Raw genomic sequence first — 18,994 nt, 5'->3', positions numbered from 1 at the left:
CTTCCCTCGCTCTCATCGAAAGAACGCCAGGAGGAACAGATATGTCGCTGATTCATTGGCAACCGCTGAAAGATTTGGAAACTCTGCGTCATCAGATGAATCAGATGTTTGATACGTGGACGCATCATGACACGGGAGGTGCACCGGGACGTGGAATGACTTGGACACCTGCGATCGAGCTAAAACAAACCGAAACTGATATTGTTCTCAAAGCAGAAGTCCCAGGTGTGAACGCGAAAGATTTAGATGTTCAAGTGACCGAGAATGCTGTGTCGATCGCGGGCAGCCATCACGCTGAAGAACGAACCGAAACCGAAGGCATGGTTCACTGTGAGTTGCGTTATGGTCAGTTTCAACGTTGGGTTCCACTACCAACACCTGTCCACTATGAGCAAGCTAAAGCAGACTTCAAGAATGGCATTCTTACTTTGACCTTGCCGAAACTTGAACCCACTCAGCAACCTGTGTTCAAAGTAAATCTAGAAGACAAGCTGCGAACTACAGCCACCCAAAATCGTCTCGATGATGAACATCGTCAGCAGACCGTGCATCGCCGAGCGGAAGATGCGCTGGAAACGATGTCGGAAGGCGATTTGGATCAAGCCGTCCGAGAAACGGTGACTCAGGATCGACAACACGAAGAACATCGGCAGGACGCTGTTCATATGCGAGCAAAGAGCGAAGGCTAACTTGATTTTGAGGAGAAATGGTATGTCTACTACACACGATCGATCTCTATGGCAAACGGTGAAATCGATTCCGCATAACGTGATTCAGTTTATGTCAGGCGCGATCGTTCGGATCTTTGGCACGAGTGATGATGACTATCCTGCCACTGGGGTGCAACCGTTTGAAGGAGAACCAACCAAGGAGAAACATTTCTAACTTGGCTGGTTCTAACTTGACTATGGAAGGCTGGTGAGGAGTGACAAAAGCTGAGAGGTTTGATTACTATGATCAAGCCTCTCAAATTTTTGGTGATGAAGACGAATGCGGTTCGAGTTCTAGATAACTTAGGAATCTCTTACGAACTCAAAGAATACGAAGTTGATCCAGATGATTTGGCAGCAGAATCGGTTGCCAAAAAGATTGGGTTGCCTCCAGAACAAGTGTTCAAAACGTTAGTCGCGCGCGGGGATAGAAATGGCATTTGTCTTGCCGTCATTGGGGGCGATATGCAGCTTGACCTGAAGGCACTGGCAAAATTAACGGGCGATCGCAAAATTGAAACTGTCGCACTCAAAGAAGTTCAACCTCTCACAGGTTACATTCGCGGCGGAGTCACGGCACTCGCTTGTAAGAAGGATTACCCCGTTTATGTCGATGAATTGATTGAACTGTTTGACACGATTTCGATTTCGGCAGGAATGCGCGGATTGCAGATTTTATTAGCGCCGAGCGATTATCTTCGGGCGGTAAAGGGGACGTTGGGAGCAATTGCACAAGACAAACCGGCAACTTAATTCGAGAAAAAATGGTCTTTTTGACATAAGCTAAAGCTTGCTGATTGTTTAAAATTCTCACCTCCATGATTTCTAGTGAATTGTCGATCGCGCTACCCGTAACTGTTCAGCCTGATGTGTCGATCGTCGTGCCCATTTATAACGAGGTTGAGAGCATTCCGAGATTGCTAGACGCGATCGGGACAAGTGCGAGCAATGCAGGCTTGAGCTACGAAATTATCTGCGTGGATGACGGATCTAGAGATGGTTCGGATGCACTCTTAAAACAGCAGGCGCAACTGCGGAATGATTTGAAAGCGGTCATTCTGCGGCGAAATTATGGACAAACTCCGGCAATGGCAGCCGGATTTGGGCAGGCGCGGGGCAAGGTGATTATTACTTTGGATGGCGATTTACAGAACGATCCCAGTGATATTCCGAATCTTTTGCAGAAGCTTGATGAAGGATACGATTTGGTCAGTGGTTGGCGAAAAAATCGTCAGGATGCCTCTCTGACTCGTGTTTTGCCCTCGAAGATTGCAAACTGGCTAATTGGCAAGGTGACAGGCGTACAACTGCACGATTATGGCTGCTCCTTAAAAGCGTATCGCTCTGAACTAGTTGCCGATATGAATCTTTATGGCGAATTGCATCGGTTCTTGCCTGCTCTCGCGTTTATTGAAGGTGCAAGAATTGCAGAAATCCCGGTGAAGCACCATGCACGGCAGTTTGGTCAAAGCAAGTATGGACTCGATCGAACATTTCGGGTTGTGATGGATTTGCTGACGGTTTCGTTTATGCGGAAGTTTTTGACCCGTCCAATGCATGTGTTTGGATTGTTTGGATTAGCTTCGTTGGTTGCGGGACTCTCGATCGGACTTTATTTAGCATTGATCAAAATTGGCTTTGGCGAAGATATTGGACAGCGCCCGCTCTTGATTTTGGCAGTGGTGCTGTTTCTAGCAGGCTTGAATCTGTTTAGTTTTGGCTTACTCGCTGAAATTTCCATGCGAACCTATCACGAATCGCAAGGTCGCCCGATTTATCGGATTCGGGAGATTGTGGGACGCGAAGAGTAGATTTGTTAGGACTGCGATCGCCGTCTTAGTACGTCTGCTAACTTTGTGAATGACTCCGGCAAAGGTGCGATCGCTTCAATCCATTCCTCTCGAACCGGATGAATTAATTTCAATCGCCAAGCGTGCAAAGCTTGTCCTGGAAGATTCACACCGATCGATCGTCCTGAACTATAAAGTGGATCTCCAACAATCGGATTGCCCATAAAAGCGCTATGAACTCGAATTTGATGGGTTCTTCCTGTTTCTAGCTCAAACTCTAACAGCGTATAGTTTCCCAATCGCTCTTTAATTTTCCAATGCGTGATCGCGCGTCTGCCGCCTTTTTCTTCGGGAACGATCGCTTGTTTTTGACGATCGACGGGATGCCGCCCAATCGGTTGATCAACTGTTCCACTCTCTTGCTTGGGTGCGCCATAGATGATCGCGTAATAGTCTCGCCGCGCTGTTTTCGTCCGAAATTGCTCTTGCAGATGATGAAACGCAGCTTCTGTTTTTGCAACGACGATCGCGCCTGTTGTATCTTTGTCCAGTCGATGCACGATTCCTGGACGTTGAATTCCATTGATTCCGGGCAGACTTTCACAGTGAGCTAGTAAAGCATTCACCAATGTTCCTGAATCATGTCCGGCTGAAGGATGCACAACCATACCTGCCGTTTTGTTAACGATGATCAGCGAATCGTCTTCGTAGAGAATGTCTAATGCGATCGCTTCTGGTTTGAGTTCAAGCGGTTGAGCTTCGGGTAGTTCAATCTGAATGAAATCTCCATCTGCGACCTCTGCTTTTTTCGATTGGCAGAGTTCTCCATTCACTTGAACGTGACCGGATTCGATTAATTTTTGAATCCGCGATCGTGACAGATCAGGCAGTTGATCCGCCAGATATCGATCGATGCGAATATCACTTTCTTCGACGTAAAATTCAATCAACTTTAAGGTACTTTCACCAAACTATCTACGCTACATCTTACTGTGATTTATCTACTGAAATGACTTTCTCTAGCTCTAGAATCAGAACGGGTAAGCTGTTCACAACAGTATCCCAGACCACATTCAGATCAAGCTCATCGTATTCGTGGACAAGCCGATTTCTCATTCCATTGATCGCAATCCAGGGAATTGTCGTTAAAGCTTGTTGAGTTGCTTTAGAAATTCGGTTTGATGCTTCTCCAATAACCAAAAGTCTACGAATCACGGCATCTTGAAATTGCAAATCAGTTGCCAATTCATTTTTTGTCCGTCCAGCAATGTAATTCATCACAATCTGGGCAGATTGCAACATATCAAGCAGAGATTGAAGGTCGCGATCCATAAATAATTTGAGCAGACGAGAGAATGGCATTTCGACGCAAGTAGTTGCGACTCGTTTCAATCCCGTGACGAGTGACTAAATCAACGTCTCGATGAAAAAGGGTTTTTAGCTCGTTCTCCATATAAGTTAAGTCAAATAGAGTCGGATGAGCATCTGGATGAAATTGCACCATTACGTCAATATCGCTATCTGAGCGAAAATCTTCCCGTAGAACGGAACCAAACAGAGCGAATTCAATCACTTGCCAGCGATCGCAAAACTCAGCAATTTTCTCCATTGGTAGCTCGATCGCAATCATGGCAGAGCATCTCCATTTCTCAAAGTATTTGGAAATTGTGGACGGCACTCAGACAAAATCTCATGTAAGTTCACGACATTGCCAATTACCGCGATCGCTGGCGCACCAAAATTTGCGGCTTCCATCTGTGCAGGCATCGTCGCTAAGGTTCCAATCAATTCCTCTTGCTCCGGTCGAGTGCCCCATCTGACCATCGCGATCGGCGTTTCTAAACTCAATCCACCTTGATTTAACTGTTCAATAATCGTCGGCAAATTGTGAACGCCCATGTAAATCACGATCGTTTCTGACCCTTGAGCGATCGCGCTCCAATTGACTGCCGGACGATATTTACCTGCTTCCTCGTGCCCGGTTACGAACGTCACCGATGAACTATACGATCGATGCGTCAGGGGAATTCCTGCATAAGCAGGAGCCGCAATTCCGGAAGTAACTCCAGGAACCATTTCGACAGGCACACCTGCATCAATTAGATCCGTCATTTCTTCACCACCGCGCCCAAAAATAAACGGATCGCCCCCTTTCAAGCGCACTACGATCGCAGCTTCTTGAGCTTTATCGATCAACAACTGATTAATCTCAGACTGTGCCATCGAATGCCGTCCGCGACGTTTTCCAGCATCGATTTTCTCAGCGATCGGATTGATCATCGCTAAAATCGGCTCACTCACTAACGCATCGTAAACAACAACATCCGCGCACTCTAACAAAGTCTTACCTTTCAGCGTCATCAAACCGGGATCGCCAGGTCCCGCACCGACTAAATATACTTTACCGATACCAGCCGAATGTGTTGTATCTACCATGAGTGTGGCGAAGTTTGCGAAGGGGAAAAACCGAGTATGGCTCAGTCTACTCAATTTAAGAGTCTACTCAATTTAAGAGTCTACTCAATCTTAAGAAGTGATATCTACTACGTTTGAAACTGGATAATTGAAAAATTGTGAAATGATTATCTCAGAATACTAGCGGACTGCGTTGATCGCATTGCTAATTCTGGCGCAATCCATTCCACAATCAGATTGACAAGATCCTCGCAAAAGTCAAATGCACTGAGTAAATGCAAAGACGAGTCTGGATATTTCTCGGCAAGCGTTTGAACCGAAGCCGAGATCGCATCTGTTATCCCGCCTGAGAAGAGAAAGTAAGGCAAAATCACAATTTCCTGACATCCCTGCAATTCCGCCAAACGTGAATCTAATTTCGGCTCAACTGACCAATATGCGGAAACAGCATCGATCGCGGTTGCAAGTTCTTCAATGACAGCGTTTCCACCAGGGCGACGGCTTCCATGAGACAGCAGAATTCTTGCATCTGAAGGAATCTGACGAATTCGCTTGGCTAAAACTTTCTCCAATCCTGCATAACTGCCCAGATGAGGCATCACTTTGAGTTCGGCTGAAATGTTCGATCGCGCGATCGCAATCTGCTCTGGAATGTCTTCCATCACATGCACGCCAGGTAGCAAAAAGAGAGGCACAATCTGGATTTGAGAGAGGTCAGGATGCTGACGGCTAAACTCCTCGATTTGCTCATGTAAGGGAGTGGGAGCGCATTCTAAAACAGCCGCTCCTACTGGAGTAGAAAGTTGCTGTTCGATGCGATCGCGCAGTTGATCGATCGCGATCTGGGGGCGAATATCCCGACTTCCATGCGTAACGAGAAGATAGGCAGAACGCAAGACTTAAGCCTCTCAAGAATTGTGAAGTTACGTAACATAATAGCGTTTCTGCTTCTGCTCTAACCGAGGATCAGAAAGATTTTAATCAAAGGCGATGAGAAAGCGACTGCTGCTATTGATTTTGGGTTTCGCATTACTGCTGACTCAACGTGCAAGTGCTTATACCCCTGCACAGCCTTACTCACTGTGGTTTTACTTTGATCGTGCTCCTGAAGCGGTGCAATTTGTGGAATGCAAATCGACAAGTTCTCTGCTCTGTGATCAGCCCAAGTTATTAATTCAGTATGGGAACTGTACCGATGTCGTCTGTTTGAAAACGCAGCCCGTTTTGCGATCTCCATACAAATTTGAATGTGCAGAAACGGCTTGTCTCTATCAGGAACCACTTCAGAGTCAAGGTTCTAGAGATCCGATCTTTCAATTGATTGTTCAATTTTCCAATCAAGCTCGCTCCACTCCGCCTTTTACGGCTGATTTTCGTAGTCGGATTGCGGGATATCGCGATCGCCATTTCACGGTAATTCGTCAGAATCAATCGCTCCAAGTCGAACCTGACGAAGCAATGAAGCCAACCCGTTGGGAAGTGTTTGGCATCGCATTGACGATTACACAGTGCAGTGAATTCGCGATCGCGCTGCTCTGCTTGGGTGTTCTCAGATTTAATCGATCTCAAGTTGCAAGAGTGTTGCTCTGGATCGGATTTGTGAATCTACTAACCTTTCCAGTCGTGTGGTTTTTCTTTCCATCTTTGCAAGCGTTTCAGTATCGATCGACTCGCGTCTTTGGTGTATTCAGTTTATTCAATGCGATCGGGTTTAGCCTGGCACTGGTTCATCAAAAAACAATTACGACGAAAACAATCATTAGAACTGGAATCGTCTGGTTTTTCTGTTTACCGATCGTACTAATTGCTGCATTCTTGTTCGCGGTGCTGGTTGGCTATGCAGAATTTCTACCGACAGCTTTAGGCGTTCCCAGTCTGATCACACTGATGACTTCTCAAATCTGCGTGGCGATTTGGGAAGGATGGTTATTAGCGCGATCGCAAAGTGGTCTATCGAACTATCATTCTTACTGGTTAAGTTTGTTGATCAATCTATGTAGTTTTCTATCCGGCTTAGCATTACTTCCTACATTGCAGCAGGTTGGGTGAGCGGATTATTTCGGTACCACTTTTAAAATAATCGGCGCATCTGGTACATCCATCGTTACTCTTCTCGGAGCGGAAAATGTCGCTGTTGCACTCGACGATCGATTCGGTAAAAAGGTCGCTGCTGCTTTAGTTGGAGTCAACAAATTCACGGTCACTCGCTGAGTTTTGATCGCGTCTGTACTTTCGGTGTTCAGCCACATGACTAAGTAAAAGTCACCATTCCTCTTCTGCAACAAGGTATGCCGTAAGTCTTTTACATTGCCGCTGAAATAGTAAGATAAGCTTCCAGGAGCACTGCTGCCAGACTGATCATTCAAAATCCGAATCAGATTACGTACCGCATAAAAGGCAGGTTTCGGAGTGCCATCAGCGCGAATGATGCCAAAGTTATTCTCTTGATCTGGAGCCGGACGCTGATCCATGAGTTCGTAGATAAACGTGCGTTTGATCCCACGATTGAAAAACTCCAAATACGTTCTTGGAATATACTTCGCAGAGACTTGCTCGGTCACAGCTTTGTGCGTTGTGACGCGATCGTGAATGGCATTGTGGTATCCCGTCTCGGTGACAATAATCGGTCGATCGCCTGAAAATTGTTTTGTGAGCGGCAACCAACGCCAATCAAAATCTTGCCCCGGCACACGTCCCCCTGAATAACTGTGCATATTGCCCAGTTCACTATAAGCCGCGAGCGATCCAACTTTTTTCCCATTTTCTGGTTGTGCCATGGAGGGAGCCAGCACCGGAATATTTGCCGTGGCTCGATCGCTCTTAAGCGCGCGGAACATATCCGCTTGATAGTTGCGCAATCCCTCTGGAAAAGACTTACCCTTGTAGCTCATCCTTTCCGCATTCACATCCCATTCGTTCGGTCCTTCTACCCCTGCCACATAAGGTAGTGCTTGCTTTACCTGATCGACGACATTCTGCGGTGTAATGTTGTCACGTGGATCCATCACTAACGTCGATCGAATCCCCTGTGCTCCTAAGCGGCGCATTTTGGCATACATTTTGGGATCATTCCCGCCGTCGCGAATATGTCGAATCCCCAACTCTCGCAGTCGGGGTTCAACCACATCTTCAAAGCGTCCATAGCTCGTATCGATGTAGCGCAAATGCGTTGCAATCCCTATCGAATCAATAAACGTATCCGCAGGTTTTGCACGTTCTCGAACCGTATTCGCGATCGCGACCGTCATTCCATAATCTGTGCTGAGCGGCTGACCTGTAAACACCTGAAGTGCGTATGTTCCTGCACTGAAAACCGCAGCGATTGATTCGATCATAGTTCTATCAGAGGGACTAATAATATCGCTTCGCTCATTGAGCAGTTTGAGATCTAGATTATTCAGTTAGGTTATCAAGCCTGACGTCAATTGCTGTCGATTGAGCCAGATTAAACTGAATGAAAATTTGAAGCATTGATTAGACTCGATGAATCATCAATGAGGATGAGATCATTTCGTTATCTGAAATGATCATTCATCCAAACGTAAATTCGATCATCCGTCTCCACTTTGAATCTTCTGTAGGATTCGTAACGCCGTTCACGAAGCTGAACACTGAGAAGACCTGCGAGACCCTACAGAACTTGAAGATTCGCGGTTTTATTGCGCAACTTTCTTAAAAAACTCCGAAAATGTAACGGATTGCAACGTATAATTAAACCCAATTGTCGATCACAGGTTAGGTGAACAGACTACATGCGAGTAGCGATCGCCGGAGGCGGCTTAGCAGGATTAGCCTGCGCGAAATATTTAGTCGATGCTGGACACACGCCAATCGTGCTGGAAAGCCGCGATGTACTAGGTGGATTAGTTGCAGCTTGGAAAGATGAAGATGGCGACTGGTACGAAACGGGGCTTCATGCCTTTTTCGGCGCTTATCCGAATATGCTGCAATTAATGGGTGAATTGAACATCCTCGATCGACTCCAGTGGAAAGAGCATGCTCTGATTTTTAATCAGCCTGAAAAGCCTGAAACCTATTCCTACTTCAGCGTTCCCGACATTCCCGCTCCCTTTAACGTCATTGCTTCGATTCTGAAAAACAATGACATGCTGACCTGGGAGCAGAAAATCCGCTTCGCGATCGGGCTGTGGCCGGGTGTACTCCGCGGTCAAAAGTACGTCGAAGACATGGATAAGTACAGTCTGCTGGAATGGCTACAGCGTCAAGGCATTGGCGAACGAGTCAGTTCTGATATCTTTATCGCTGCCTCGAAAGCACTGACGTTTATCAATCCTGACGAAGTTTCAGCGACGATTATCCTCACAGCACTCAATAAATTTTTACAAGAACGTTACGGCTCTAAGATTGCTTTCTTAGATGGTTCTCCCACAGAAAGATTGTGCCAACCGATCGTCGATCACATTGTTGCAGGCGGGGGCGAAGTTCACCTGAAAAAGCCGCTCAAGCAGGTCTTGTTGAATGAAGATCAGTCTGTGAAAGGCTTCTTGATTCGGGGACTAGATGGCGCACCCGATGAAGTTATTACCGCAGATAAGTACGTCTCTGCCATGTCTGTAGATGTGATGAAAGTCCTGATGCCAGAGCCTTGGAAAGCAATGCCATTTTTCCAAAAGCTCGAAGGCTTAGAAGGCGTTCCGGTGATCAACTTACATCTCTGGTTCGATCGCAAATTGACAGACATCGATCAGCTATTGTTCTCTCGCTCCGACTTACTGAGTGTCTATGCTGACATGAGCATCACCTGTAAGGCGTACGAAGACCCCGATCGCTCAATGCTGGAATTTGTCCTAGCTCCTGCAAAAGATTGGATCGACAAATCCGACGAAGCGATCATCGAAGCGACGATGAAAGAATTAGAGCGGTTATTCCCGCAACATTTAACTGGGGAAAATCCTGCTAAGTTAAGAAAATATAAAGTTGTGAAAACGCCGCGATCAGTCTACACGGCTTCTCCGGGTCGTCAGGCATACCGCCCATCGCAGGAAACGCCGATCGCAAACTTCTATCTTTCAGGAAGCTACACGATGCAGCAATATCTAGGAAGTATGGAAGGAGCCGTGCTTTCTGGTAAGCTGACAGCGCAGGCAATTACGAACGCGCCTGCTTCAACTGCCACTGAATCACCCCGATTAGTGACCAGTCAGTAGCAATTCGCACTTTGTCAACTTCCACCCTTTCCTCCGTCTTACGAATGCTGCAATTGCCCGAACAACCCTCTTCCTACCTGCGATCGCTAGCTTCTGTCGATGAGGCTTACGAACAGTGTCGCCAACTGATGGAACACTTCACGAAGTCTTTCTACTTAGCGACGCTGCTATTCCCGCTCGAAAAGCGGCGGGCAATCTGGGCAATTTATGTCTGGTGTCGCCGGACAGATGAACTTGTCGATGGCTTTAATGGCAAGCAAGCCACGAACGATACGCTTGATCAGTGGGAAGAGCGCTTAGAAAAAATCTTCGCGGGCTATCCCGAAGATGATTTCGATGTCGCACTGGTTGACACGGTGGAGCGCTTTCCGATCGAGATTCAACCGTTCCGCGACATGATTGCGGGGCAACGGATGGATCTCTATCGCAGCCGCTATGAGACGTTCGATGAGCTTTACTTGTACTGCTATCGGGTTGCAAGTACGGTTGGTTTGATGTCCACAGATGTGATGGGGCTAGCTGAGCCAGATACGACTGCGCCCTGGTATCGTCCTGAACCTAGCTATTCGCCGTTAGACGATGCGATCGCGCTCGGTGTCGCGAAACAGTTAACGAATATTTTGCGCGATGTGGGTGAAGATGCGCGTCGGGGTCGGATTTATCTACCGCTTGAGGATTTAGCGCGGTTTAATTACACCGAAGACGACTTGATGAAGGGTGTGAATGACGATCGCTGGAAAGCCCTGATGAAGTTTCAGATTGAGCGAGCGCGGCAGTTCTATGCAATGGCAGAGCGTGGCATTGGTTCATTAAATGAAGATGCCCGCTGGCCAGTTTGGTCAGCCTTGATGCTGTATAGCCAAATTTTGAACGCAATCGAGAACAATAATTATGACAATTTCAACCGTCGGGCTTATGTACCCGGGTTGAAAAAAATGTCGTTGTTACCGATTTCTTGGCTGAGAGCCAAAGTCCTTTAAGCTCTCGACAGCCGATGTAGCCACATAAAGTTTGGTCCTTCTGGCGAAGCACAGCGCTGAATCAGATTGTAAGAATACGAGAGATTGTCGCCCGGCAAATCATTGCGATAGCCGTCCTCAAACCACTCGCCAAACGGATCATTCACGCGCAAGCCGACGCGATCGTATCCGCGCACGACTAGAATATGTCCAAAGCTCGTAAAGTATCCATGCAGAATGCAGGGCTTGCCTTCGGAGATCGCTTTACGAATATCGAGCATTCGCCCTTGTAAAGTCAGGTCATCTTTTAATCCATAATCCTCTGCCATGATCGCCAAATCATGCGGATCATGGCGGCTTAAGCCTTTATTTTCCATGTAGCGATAGAGTTCGTCCTCAAACTGCACCGCATTTGTTCGCTTCGGAATCTGGAAATACCGCATCACCATCGCAAAACTTGTGACATTGCAAGCTCCTTTCGGATTCTCAGCATTGTTGAGTTGCGTATGATAAGGGACATTTAAGAGCTTCGACGACGGTAGCGAAAAATTCGGCAGTCCGATGCTGGCTTTGCGCTCAAAGTTTTTCACCTGTCCGCGTTGATTAAAAATCTGAACATGCGGCTGAAAGACGTACCAGGTATTGCGCGGAGGTCTGCCCAAAAACTGATCAACGAGTGCAACCCGAACATGATTATTGCCCACGGGTTTGTAAGAGTGAACAGTAAACTCCTCACCAACTGGGACACTGATTTTATCTTGAGCCGATAGCTTAGAAGAATCCGCCGTGGACTGTTTGAAAGTTGTAGATTGCAGAACTTTGAGTTTCATAAGATTAAGCTTCCCTGACGCTAGCAGTTTACTCCGGATAAGCGATGTCAACTCAGGAATCAGACGTAAGCCGCGCCGTTTCGGATCACAACGTCTTAAAATGATCAGTCTGTATCATACTGACCGATTTTAGACTAGCGAGAAAGATCATGCCCGAAAATCTAAGAAGCCAAGCTATCACTCAGGGGGTTCAGCGATCGCCCAATCGTGCGATGCTGCGCGCTGTGGGATTCCAAGATGCCGATTTCACAAAGCCGATCGTCGGGGTTGCAAGTGCTCATAGTACGATTACGCCTTGCAACATGGGAATTGCACCGCTTGCCATTCAAGCAGAAGAAGGCATTCGGGCGGCAGGCGGTATGCCGCAGATGTTTGGCACGATTACGATTAGTGACGGGATCTCGATGGGTACGGAAGGGATGAAATATTCTCTCGTCTCGCGAGATGTGATTGCCGATTCGATCGAGACTGCTTGCACTGGGCAAAGTATGGACGGCGTAATCTCGATCGGCGGGTGTGATAAAAACATGCCGGGAGCCATGATTGCGATGGCACGAATGAATATTCCAGCGATTTTTGTCTATGGCGGCACAATTAAGCCGGGTCATTTAGACGGACAAGATTTGACTGTCGTTAGTTCGTTTGAAGCGGTTGGACAGTACAGTGCTGGCAGAATTAACGAAGCCATGCTGTATGCAGTGGAGCGAAGTGCTTGTCCGGGTGCGGGTTCGTGCGGTGGAATGTATACCGCAAATACGATGTCCTCGGCATTTGAAGCGATGGGCATGAGCTTGATGTATTCGTCTACGATGTCGGCGGTGGATCCTGAAAAAGCAGAAAATACCGCACTGGCTGGAAAGGTCTTAGTTGAAGCGATTCGCAATCAAATCCTGCCGCGAGACATTATTACGCGCAAGTCGATCGAGAATGCGATTTCAGTGATCATGGCAGTGGGTGGTTCGACGAATGCTGTGTTGCACTTTTTAGCGATCGCGCATTCAGCGGGTGTGCCTTGGACGATTGATGATTTTGAAACGATTCGCGAACGGGTTCCGGTGCTCTGTGATCTCAAACCTTCGGGTCGTTATGTGGCAACAGACTTGCATCGGGCGGGTGGAATTCCGCAGGTGATGAAAATGCTGTTAGCTCATGGCTTGCTGCATGGAGATTGTTTGACAATTACTGGAGAAACGATCGCAGAACGGCTAAAAGACATTCCCGAGGAGCCGCGTGCGGATCAAGATGTGATTCGTCCTTGGGATCGACCGATGTATGCGACTGGACACTTAGCAATTCTCAAAGGCAATTTAGCGACAGAAGGATCGGTTGCGAAAATCACAGGCGTGAAGAATCCGAAGATTACAGGCCCCGCTCGTGTGTTTGAGTCTGAGGAAGAATGTCTAGATGCGATTTTGGCAAACAAGATCAATCCTGGCGACGTTCTCGTCATTCGCTATGAAGGTCCGAAGGGCGGCCCTGGAATGCGCGAAATGCTCGCACCGACTTCGGCAATTATTGGCGCAGGATTAGGCGATTCAGTGGGCTTGATCACCGACGGACGCTTTTCGGGTGGAACCTACGGCATGGTTGTCGGACACGTTGCACCGGAGGCGTTTGTCGGCGGTACGATCGCACTGGTTCAAGAAGGCGACGAAATCACGATCGATGCTCCCGCTCGTTTACTTCAGTTGAATGTAACCGAAGAGGAATTAGAAAAACGCCGCGCTGCCTGGAAACCCCCTGCCCCGAGATATACCAAAGGTGTGCTAGCAAAGTATGCCAAATTGGTCTCGTCGAGCAGTTTGGGGGCAGTGACGGATTTGGGATTGGGTTGATTTGAGTAGAGAGATAGAGAGAAAACTAGAATGATGCCTTAGAGGGTGTTTGAAAAGCATCAACAATTTCCTCGCTCCGTTCTAGCTCACCCTGGAATAGAATTCCGGGCTAACAGTGCGAAGTCCTTTTCAAAGGACTGAAGACCTGATTTTGATTGGCTGTTAGTCCCTTCAGTGGACTTCGTTCAACTAGCCCTGGACTTCCAGTCCGGGGGCGGGTGAATGCGATGAACGATACTTTTCAAACATCCTCTTACTCTCCACTCTCCATCTCAAAATTTCAAATTTTTTCCCAACGATCTTCTCCCCAATCTGCCCTAGCATGGAGAAAACCATTGGAATCAGGCTATGGTGCGACTTCGGATTTGGCAGTGGATCGTTTTGGCACTCCCGATCGCAGTTGTGATCGGGTTTCTGCTGATTTCAGCAGGACTTCAAATCCATGAATGGGGAATCAACTGGATTTGGGCGATCGTGGCAGTAATCTTCGTCGGGTGGCGCTGGCTGCTGGTGAAATGGACACAGCCTGCACTCAGTCAAGTTGAAGCGATCGTTGCTGAACTCTCAGAAGAGACAATCGAACTCAGCGACTCTCCTGCAACCAATGCGACTCGACAAGCCGAAACCGAAGTTCAGAAAATCTTAGCTGAAGCTCAATTCGATCCGCCCATCTGGCAGGACTGGAACATCTTTTGGCAACGCTGTCAGAGTTTGATTCGCGCGATCGCAAATATTTACTATCCAGATGCTCAAAAGCCGCTGCTGAATATCTATGTTCCACAAGCGTACTCACTGTTGCGTGGAACTGTGGATGACTTAGATCAATGGATGCAAAGACTTGCACCTGTCTTGAATCAAGTCACCGTGGGGCAAGCTGTTCAAGCTTATGAGATCTATCAAAAACTAGAGCCTTCTGCGCGGAAAGTGCTGCGAGTGTGGAACTGGGCGCAATGGTTTCTCAATCCTGCGGTCGCAGTTGCTCGAACTGCAACACAGAGTAGTAGTAGCAAAGCAACTCAAGAACTTCTAGGCAATCTTAGCCAAATGTTGCGAGAAGCAGTTTTGCGAAATCTCGCAAGACAAGCGATCTCACTCTATAGCGGCAAGGCTGCACCTGTTCTACCTGCGATTGAAACACCTGCAAAATTCCAAACCTTAAAAGAAGTCATTGCTCAAGCAACACCCGTCGAAACAGTCGCACAAAAGCCTGTTAGCTTATTGCTTGTCGGTCGAACTGGAGCCGGAAAAAGTAGTTTGATCAATACCTTGTTTGTGCAAGCACAGGCAAAAGTCGATGCACTGCCTTCGACGGATCAAATCCAAGATTATCGTTGGGAAACAGAGAGTGGAGAGACTTTAACGCTCTGGGATACACCGGGCTATGAGCAGGTTGAACGCTCTGATTTTCGGCAGCAAGTCCTCGATTATGCTGCAAAAACAGACTTAGTTTTACTCGTTTCGCCTGCACTCGATCCAGCATTGCAAATGGATTTGGACTTCTTGAATGCACTGAAGGCGCAAGAACTGCCAACCCTTGCGATCGTCACGCAAGTCGATCGTTTACGTCCGATTCGAGAATGGACTCCACCGTACAACTGGCAATTCGGCGATCGCCCCAAAGAAGTCTCGATTCGAGAAGCAGTTGCCTATCGTCAAGACGTGTTTGGCGAAGTTGCTTCATTCGTCTTGCCACTCGTCACAGCGGGTGAACATCGAGAAGCTTGGGGCGTGGATGACTTATCGATCGCGATTCTGAACAGCCTTGATCCAGCCAAACAAGCGCGTCTCGCCCGATTTCTCAAAAATATTGATGCCCGCACTGTAAGCGCCGCTAAGATTATCGATCGCTATACCTTCCAAATGGCGACGACTCAAGGCTTAACTGCATTTCTAAAAAGCCCCGTTCTGAGATTTCTGTCCACGATCGCGACAGGTTCACCCACATTAGCCCTATTACTCGCAGAACAAATCCCGATCGAGCAATTACCGATCGTCGTGGGTAAATTGCAAATGGCATATGACCTCTACCAATTGCTGCAACCCTCAGCCCCGCTTGATTTTAAAGCCTTGTGGTCGATCCTGAGCGATAGCTCATCAACCCCCGATCGAGTTGCCTGGGCATTTGGACATGCGTTAACCGAATATTGGACACAAAACTTATCGATCGAAAATCTGGAAATCCGCTACCGCCACTACTTAGACGCAAAACCACTGTGAAATTTAGACAAATCTTCTGTGAAGGATTGCAAAACCCTACTGACTGTGTAATATTTATCACGTTATTAGGGATAAACAGCAATCCTCCGAGCAGTCTATGACAGCCCCCACCGTCTTTGCCTTGACGTTTGCATCTGCGGTATTACCCACACCATCGGTATCCGTTCCTCCGACTTCGCTCCCGCCAGAAAAGTTCCCGATCTCAATTACTGAACCCAGAATCGCATCTTCTCCGTTGAGTTCGACGGTTTCAGTTCGACCTGAAGTGGAGATCCAGCCTGAGTTTTCTTCAGAGGTTGCCCCGCTGGTGTCTGCGCCTCGATCGGGTGGACAACTTTACCTGCAACGCTTATCTGCTTTGAAAATCGGCAAACTCTACACCCGATTGCCCAGTGACAGTTTCCGAGAAATTTGGCAAAATTCCTCTGTTCAGCCGACGTATGAACAGTGGCGAAAATTACTTGCTCTAGAAGCGAAGGCGGTATCAAGACGCAATGGCGATCGTCAACTCTCGATTCTACTCGGTGATTCCTTAAGTTTATGGTTTCCGGGCGATCGCTTACCGCAGTCTCAAATCTGGCTGAATCAAGGCATTTCTGGTGATACGACTTGGAATATCTTGGCGCGCTTACCGGATATTGCGAACACCCGCCCCGATCAAATTTACGTAATGGCAGGGGTGAATGATTTGAAAATGGGGGCAAGCGATACTGAAATTATTTGGAATATGCAGCGAATTCTCAAGCAGCTTCGCGCAATGCATCCTCGCACCAAGGTGATTGTCGAATCAATCTTGCCGACTCGCACCCCCAGAATTCCCAGCGATCGCATTATCCATATCAATCAGCAATTGCAAGAACTTGCACGCCAAGAAGGAGCAACCTATCTCGATTTATTTGCACAATTTGCCGATCACGATGGTCAGATCCTATCGGAATATACGACCGATGGAATTCATCTCACAGCTCAAGGCTATGCGACTTGGCAGACTGTGTTCCAGGATTCTGATACAAGGGTCGCGGCGGCTCCGGTTCTGGCAAATTGATCTGAGATTTGAGCGGGGAATGTAGTCGTCGATCGCATGAATTTTGCGGAGTGGGGAGATGGGGAGAAAGAAACCGATTTTCCTACCCCCCTATCAGATTGATGGTGATGAACTCGTCGATATGCAGCATTCAAATCACCGATCGCCCAAATCCCTGTGCGATGCTATCAGCGATTAACACAATGCCGAGTAAAATCAGCACAACTTGAAACAGAACCGGAAACCAGCGGCTTACAAATTCTTGAATGAGCGCGATCGCTTGAGTAGAACGATTTTGAGCGATGACATAGACGACCACGAGCAGAATCAACGGCAAAACAAAGATGACATCGTAAAACAGTAAGAGCAATGCTAACTCTGTCAAAGATGGATTCGTGCGAGTCATTTGTTCGATCGCGGCTAGATAAGGCAGTGCCGTTGGCGCTTCAGTGAAGGCGAGCATGAATCCAAAAAGAAACATATCGCTCGGTTTCAATGACTTTGGGCGTTTCACTGCTGTTTTCGATATCAATTTCTGAAAATTCCAGCCAAGATATAAAAGTGCAATTCCTAAAAGAAATTGCAAAATGAATAGAACCGCACCCAATTGATTGAATACTTTTGCAATTAATTGCATCATGCCGAATGCAATCAGCATTCCTGCAATCCAAGCCGCTAAGATTTCACCCAAAATAAATGCGATCGATCTCGGAACAGGCTTTGGTGTGGTCAATAGATACACCTGCGCTGCAACTGCATTCGGATTAATACTATCCAAGAGCGCGATCGCGCTAATTGTCCAAAGTAATTCACTCATGCGTCAGTTCGGATTTGAGAAAATCAACAAACTGGCGAGCCGTTCTTCCCGATCGCCCATTGTGTCGCGTCGCCCACTGTAACGCCCGAAACTCTAAATCATCTACTGAAATGCCCGCCTGCTCTGCAAGGTGATGCACAATTTTCAAATAAGTCGGTTGATCCGCAGGTTCAAACGTTAACGTTAACCCAAAGCGATCGCTAAACGATAGTTTCTCTTGCACAGTATCCCAGTTGTGAATCTCATCAGCATCTCTGGGTCTAGGTCGATCGTCAAAAAATTCTCGAATCAAATGCCGTCGATTTGACGTTGCATAGACCACAACATTCTGAGGGCGAGCCGTTAAATTGCCTTCTAGAACCACTTTTAATGCCTTATACGCATCGTCATCTTCTTCAAACGACAAATCATCGACAAAGATGACAAACTTCTGAGGTAGATTGCGTAATCCTTCAACGATCGCAGGCAAATCTCTCAATTCTGACTTTGCCACTTCAATCAATCGCAGATTCTCATATTTACCCAGTAGTGATTTGACCAGCGACGATTTCCCTGAACCGCGACTGCCATACAGCAAGATATGCAGTGCAGGTAATCCAGCCAGCAAAAATTCAGTATTCCGCAACAGTTGATCGCGCTGAGACTCATACCCGACTAAGGCATCGATTCGCACCGGATCAGGAGTCGCGATCGCGTTTAATTTCCCATTCTGCCAACGGAATGCAGAGTACTCGGCAAACCTTCCAGTTCCAAACTTGCGATAGAACGAGAGTAACTCAATAAACTCACCTGCCCAATCTTCAGAAACTTCTAAGCGTTTCTGAATTCGTTCAAACTCCTGATACCGAGAACGACTATCGACCTGAATCAAATGATCTCGCCAAGGAACGAGATCCAATAACTCAGCAAATTGAGCACACCCAAGTTGATAAACCTCTTGCAGAATTCGGGCATCACGCCGAACCGCATGGATCAATTCATCGGGAATAAAACTTTCATGCGCTTGCTGAGTAAACGCATTCTCTGAAAGCAGAATTCGATTCAGCAAGTAATCTTTCCAGCCTTGCCGGAGTTTTGCTAACGCTGAAAACCAATCTGCGTAGGCCTGAATTGCAATTTCAGGGCGATCGAGATTCTCTAGTACAGTGAGAAAAGCACCAGCGATCGCATCTTCAAAGACATCGCGATACACCAACAGCGATCGACATTTCTGAACCAATCCTTTCATC

General features: G+C 47.3%; 19 protein-coding genes. 10 read left to right on the top strand and 9 right to left on the bottom strand.

Features of this window, described 5'->3' with window-relative positions:
- Window positions 1-41 precede the first annotated feature (41 nt).
- The 4 genes from OU814_RS10295 to OU814_RS10280 all read left to right on the top strand — a co-directional run bounded on the left by OU814_RS10295 (window position 42) and on the right by OU814_RS10280 (window position 2,521).
- Complete coding sequence (locus OU814_RS10295; RefSeq protein ID WP_268182518.1) at window positions 42-689, top strand: Hsp20/alpha crystallin family protein; 648 nt, start codon at window positions 42-44, stop codon at window positions 687-689.
- A 22-nt stretch (window positions 690-711) separates the two neighbouring features.
- The gene (locus OU814_RS10290; protein ID WP_017285856.1) at window positions 712-885 is read left to right on the top strand and encodes a hypothetical protein; all 174 of its coding nucleotides are present in this window, start codon (window positions 712-714) and stop codon (window positions 883-885) included.
- A 68-nt stretch (window positions 886-953) separates the two neighbouring features.
- Entirely contained in the window at window positions 954-1,463 is a 510-nt protein-coding gene (gene ybaK, locus OU814_RS10285) for a Cys-tRNA(Pro) deacylase (protein WP_017285855.1), read from the top strand.
- Window positions 1,464-1,528: 65 nt separating this feature from the next.
- Window positions 1,529-2,521 (top strand): glycosyltransferase family 2 protein, encoded by a 993-nt coding sequence (locus tag OU814_RS10280; protein ID WP_268182516.1) that lies wholly within the window; start codon window positions 1,529-1,531, stop codon window positions 2,519-2,521.
- Between the two features lie 5 nt (window positions 2,522-2,526).
- On the opposite strand, the gene OU814_RS10275 is transcribed toward OU814_RS10280, so the two are convergent.
- The 5 genes from OU814_RS10275 to OU814_RS10255 all read right to left on the bottom strand — a co-directional run bounded on the left by OU814_RS10275 (window position 2,527) and on the right by OU814_RS10255 (window position 5,811).
- Window positions 2,527-3,450: an RluA family pseudouridine synthase gene (locus tag OU814_RS10275; protein ID WP_268182514.1), complete on the bottom strand. Its 924-nt coding sequence runs from the start codon at window positions 3,448-3,450 to the stop codon at window positions 2,527-2,529.
- A 37-nt stretch (window positions 3,451-3,487) separates the two neighbouring features.
- Window positions 3,488-3,832, bottom strand: a complete 345-nt coding sequence (locus OU814_RS10270; protein WP_017285852.1) for a HepT-like ribonuclease domain-containing protein — start codon at window positions 3,830-3,832, stop codon at window positions 3,488-3,490.
- Window positions 3,804-4,130: a nucleotidyltransferase family protein gene (locus tag OU814_RS10265; protein WP_017285851.1), complete on the bottom strand. Its 327-nt coding sequence runs from the start codon at window positions 4,128-4,130 to the stop codon at window positions 3,804-3,806. The genes OU814_RS10270 and OU814_RS10265 overlap by 29 nt, the downstream gene beginning before the upstream one ends.
- Entirely contained in the window at window positions 4,127-4,936 is an 810-nt protein-coding gene (cobA, locus tag OU814_RS10260; protein WP_017285850.1) for a uroporphyrinogen-III C-methyltransferase, read from the bottom strand. The genes OU814_RS10265 and cobA overlap by 4 nt, the downstream gene beginning before the upstream one ends.
- A 146-nt stretch (window positions 4,937-5,082) precedes the next feature.
- The gene (locus OU814_RS10255) at window positions 5,083-5,811 is read right to left on the bottom strand and encodes a sirohydrochlorin chelatase (protein WP_268182510.1); all 729 of its coding nucleotides are present in this window, start codon (window positions 5,809-5,811) and stop codon (window positions 5,083-5,085) included.
- Between the two features lie 94 nt (window positions 5,812-5,905).
- Between OU814_RS10255 and OU814_RS10250 the strand changes: the two genes are divergently transcribed.
- Window positions 5,906-6,964, top strand: a complete 1,059-nt coding sequence (locus OU814_RS10250; protein ID WP_017285848.1) for a hypothetical protein — start codon at window positions 5,906-5,908, stop codon at window positions 6,962-6,964.
- A 5-nt stretch (window positions 6,965-6,969) separates the two neighbouring features.
- Here OU814_RS10250 and OU814_RS10245 read toward each other — a convergent pair whose 3' ends face one another.
- On the bottom strand, window positions 6,970-8,250 hold the full coding sequence (locus OU814_RS10245) for a hypothetical protein (protein WP_268182507.1): 1,281 nt from the start codon (window positions 8,248-8,250) through the stop codon (window positions 6,970-6,972).
- A 417-nt stretch (window positions 8,251-8,667) separates the two neighbouring features.
- Here OU814_RS10245 and pds point away from each other — a divergent pair, with 417 nt between their 5' ends.
- Window positions 8,668-10,083: a 15-cis-phytoene desaturase gene (pds, locus tag OU814_RS10240; protein WP_017285846.1), complete on the top strand. Its 1,416-nt coding sequence runs from the start codon at window positions 8,668-8,670 to the stop codon at window positions 10,081-10,083.
- Window positions 10,084-10,094: 11 nt separating this feature from the next.
- Window positions 10,095-11,063 carry a phytoene synthase gene (locus OU814_RS10235; RefSeq protein WP_316425900.1) on the top strand — a complete coding sequence of 323 codons (969 nt, stop codon included), beginning with the start codon at window positions 10,095-10,097 and terminating at the stop codon, window positions 11,061-11,063.
- Here OU814_RS10235 and OU814_RS10230 read toward each other — a convergent pair.
- On the bottom strand, window positions 11,060-11,872 hold the full coding sequence (locus tag OU814_RS10230) for a C39 family peptidase (protein ID WP_017285844.1): 813 nt from the start codon (window positions 11,870-11,872) through the stop codon (window positions 11,060-11,062). The genes OU814_RS10235 and OU814_RS10230 overlap by 4 nt on opposite strands.
- A 149-nt stretch (window positions 11,873-12,021) precedes the next feature.
- Between OU814_RS10230 and ilvD the strand changes: the two genes are divergently transcribed.
- The 3 genes from ilvD (at window position 12,022) to OU814_RS10215 (ending at window position 16,969) form a co-directional block, all read left to right on the top strand.
- Window positions 12,022-13,707, top strand: a complete 1,686-nt coding sequence (ilvD, locus tag OU814_RS10225; RefSeq protein ID WP_268182485.1) for a dihydroxy-acid dehydratase — start codon at window positions 12,022-12,024, stop codon at window positions 13,705-13,707.
- A 348-nt stretch (window positions 13,708-14,055) separates the two neighbouring features.
- Window positions 14,056-15,924, top strand: a complete 1,869-nt coding sequence (locus OU814_RS10220) for a GTPase family protein (RefSeq protein ID WP_268182483.1) — start codon at window positions 14,056-14,058, stop codon at window positions 15,922-15,924.
- Between the two features lie 97 nt (window positions 15,925-16,021).
- Window positions 16,022-16,969: a GDSL-type esterase/lipase family protein gene (locus OU814_RS10215; RefSeq protein ID WP_268182481.1), complete on the top strand. Its 948-nt coding sequence runs from the start codon at window positions 16,022-16,024 to the stop codon at window positions 16,967-16,969.
- A gap of 130 nt (window positions 16,970-17,099) precedes the next feature.
- Here OU814_RS10215 and OU814_RS10210 read toward each other — a convergent pair whose 3' ends face one another.
- Complete coding sequence (locus tag OU814_RS10210) at window positions 17,100-17,765, bottom strand: GAP family protein (protein WP_190653010.1); 666 nt, start codon at window positions 17,763-17,765, stop codon at window positions 17,100-17,102.
- A complete protein-coding gene (locus OU814_RS10205) occupies window positions 17,758-18,993 on the bottom strand; it encodes an ATP-binding protein (protein WP_268182478.1) in 1,236 nt (411 codons plus the stop codon). Before OU814_RS10205 ends, OU814_RS10210 begins: the two co-directional genes overlap by 8 nt.
- Between the last annotated feature and the right edge of the window lies 1 nt (window position 18,994).

It is taken from the genome of Leptolyngbya sp. GGD, from assembly GCF_026735145.1.
Classification (GTDB): Bacteria; Cyanobacteriota; Cyanobacteriia; order Leptolyngbyales; family Leptolyngbyaceae; genus Leptolyngbya; species Leptolyngbya boryana.
This window is presented reverse-complemented; position numbering and strand designations above follow the sequence as displayed.

What these genes read in the sequence shown, in the direction of transcription:
- OU814_RS10265 (WP_017285851.1), bottom strand. Translation starts at nt 4,130, where the DNA reads ATGATTGCGATCGAGCTACCAATGGAGAAAATTGCTGAGTTTTGCGAT.
- cobA (WP_017285850.1), bottom strand. Translation starts at nt 4,936, where the DNA reads ATGGTAGATACAACACATTCGGCTGGTATCGGTAAAGTATATTTAGTC.
- OU814_RS10295 (WP_268182518.1), top strand. Translation starts at nt 42, where the DNA reads ATGTCGCTGATTCATTGGCAACCGCTGAAAGATTTGGAAACTCTGCGT.
- OU814_RS10290 (WP_017285856.1), top strand. Translation starts at nt 712, where the DNA reads ATGTCTACTACACACGATCGATCTCTATGGCAAACGGTGAAATCGATT.
- OU814_RS10280 (WP_268182516.1), top strand. Translation starts at nt 1,529, where the DNA reads ATGATTTCTAGTGAATTGTCGATCGCGCTACCCGTAACTGTTCAGCCT.
- ilvD (WP_268182485.1), top strand. Translation starts at nt 12,022, where the DNA reads ATGCCCGAAAATCTAAGAAGCCAAGCTATCACTCAGGGGGTTCAGCGA.
- ybaK (WP_017285855.1), top strand. Translation starts at nt 954, where the DNA reads ATGATCAAGCCTCTCAAATTTTTGGTGATGAAGACGAATGCGGTTCGA.
- OU814_RS10210 (WP_190653010.1), bottom strand. Translation starts at nt 17,765, where the DNA reads ATGAGTGAATTACTTTGGACAATTAGCGCGATCGCGCTCTTGGATAGT.
- pds (WP_017285846.1), top strand. Translation starts at nt 8,668, where the DNA reads ATGCGAGTAGCGATCGCCGGAGGCGGCTTAGCAGGATTAGCCTGCGCG.
- OU814_RS10270 (WP_017285852.1), bottom strand. Translation starts at nt 3,832, where the DNA reads ATGGATCGCGACCTTCAATCTCTGCTTGATATGTTGCAATCTGCCCAG.
- OU814_RS10215 (WP_268182481.1), top strand. Translation starts at nt 16,022, where the DNA reads ATGACAGCCCCCACCGTCTTTGCCTTGACGTTTGCATCTGCGGTATTA.
- OU814_RS10205 (WP_268182478.1), bottom strand. Translation starts at nt 18,993, where the DNA reads ATGAAAGGATTGGTTCAGAAATGTCGATCGCTGTTGGTGTATCGCGAT.
- OU814_RS10220 (WP_268182483.1), top strand. Translation starts at nt 14,056, where the DNA reads ATGGTGCGACTTCGGATTTGGCAGTGGATCGTTTTGGCACTCCCGATC.
- OU814_RS10250 (WP_017285848.1), top strand. Translation starts at nt 5,906, where the DNA reads ATGAGAAAGCGACTGCTGCTATTGATTTTGGGTTTCGCATTACTGCTG.
- OU814_RS10245 (WP_268182507.1), bottom strand. Translation starts at nt 8,250, where the DNA reads ATGATCGAATCAATCGCTGCGGTTTTCAGTGCAGGAACATACGCACTT.
- OU814_RS10230 (WP_017285844.1), bottom strand. Translation starts at nt 11,872, where the DNA reads ATGAAACTCAAAGTTCTGCAATCTACAACTTTCAAACAGTCCACGGCG.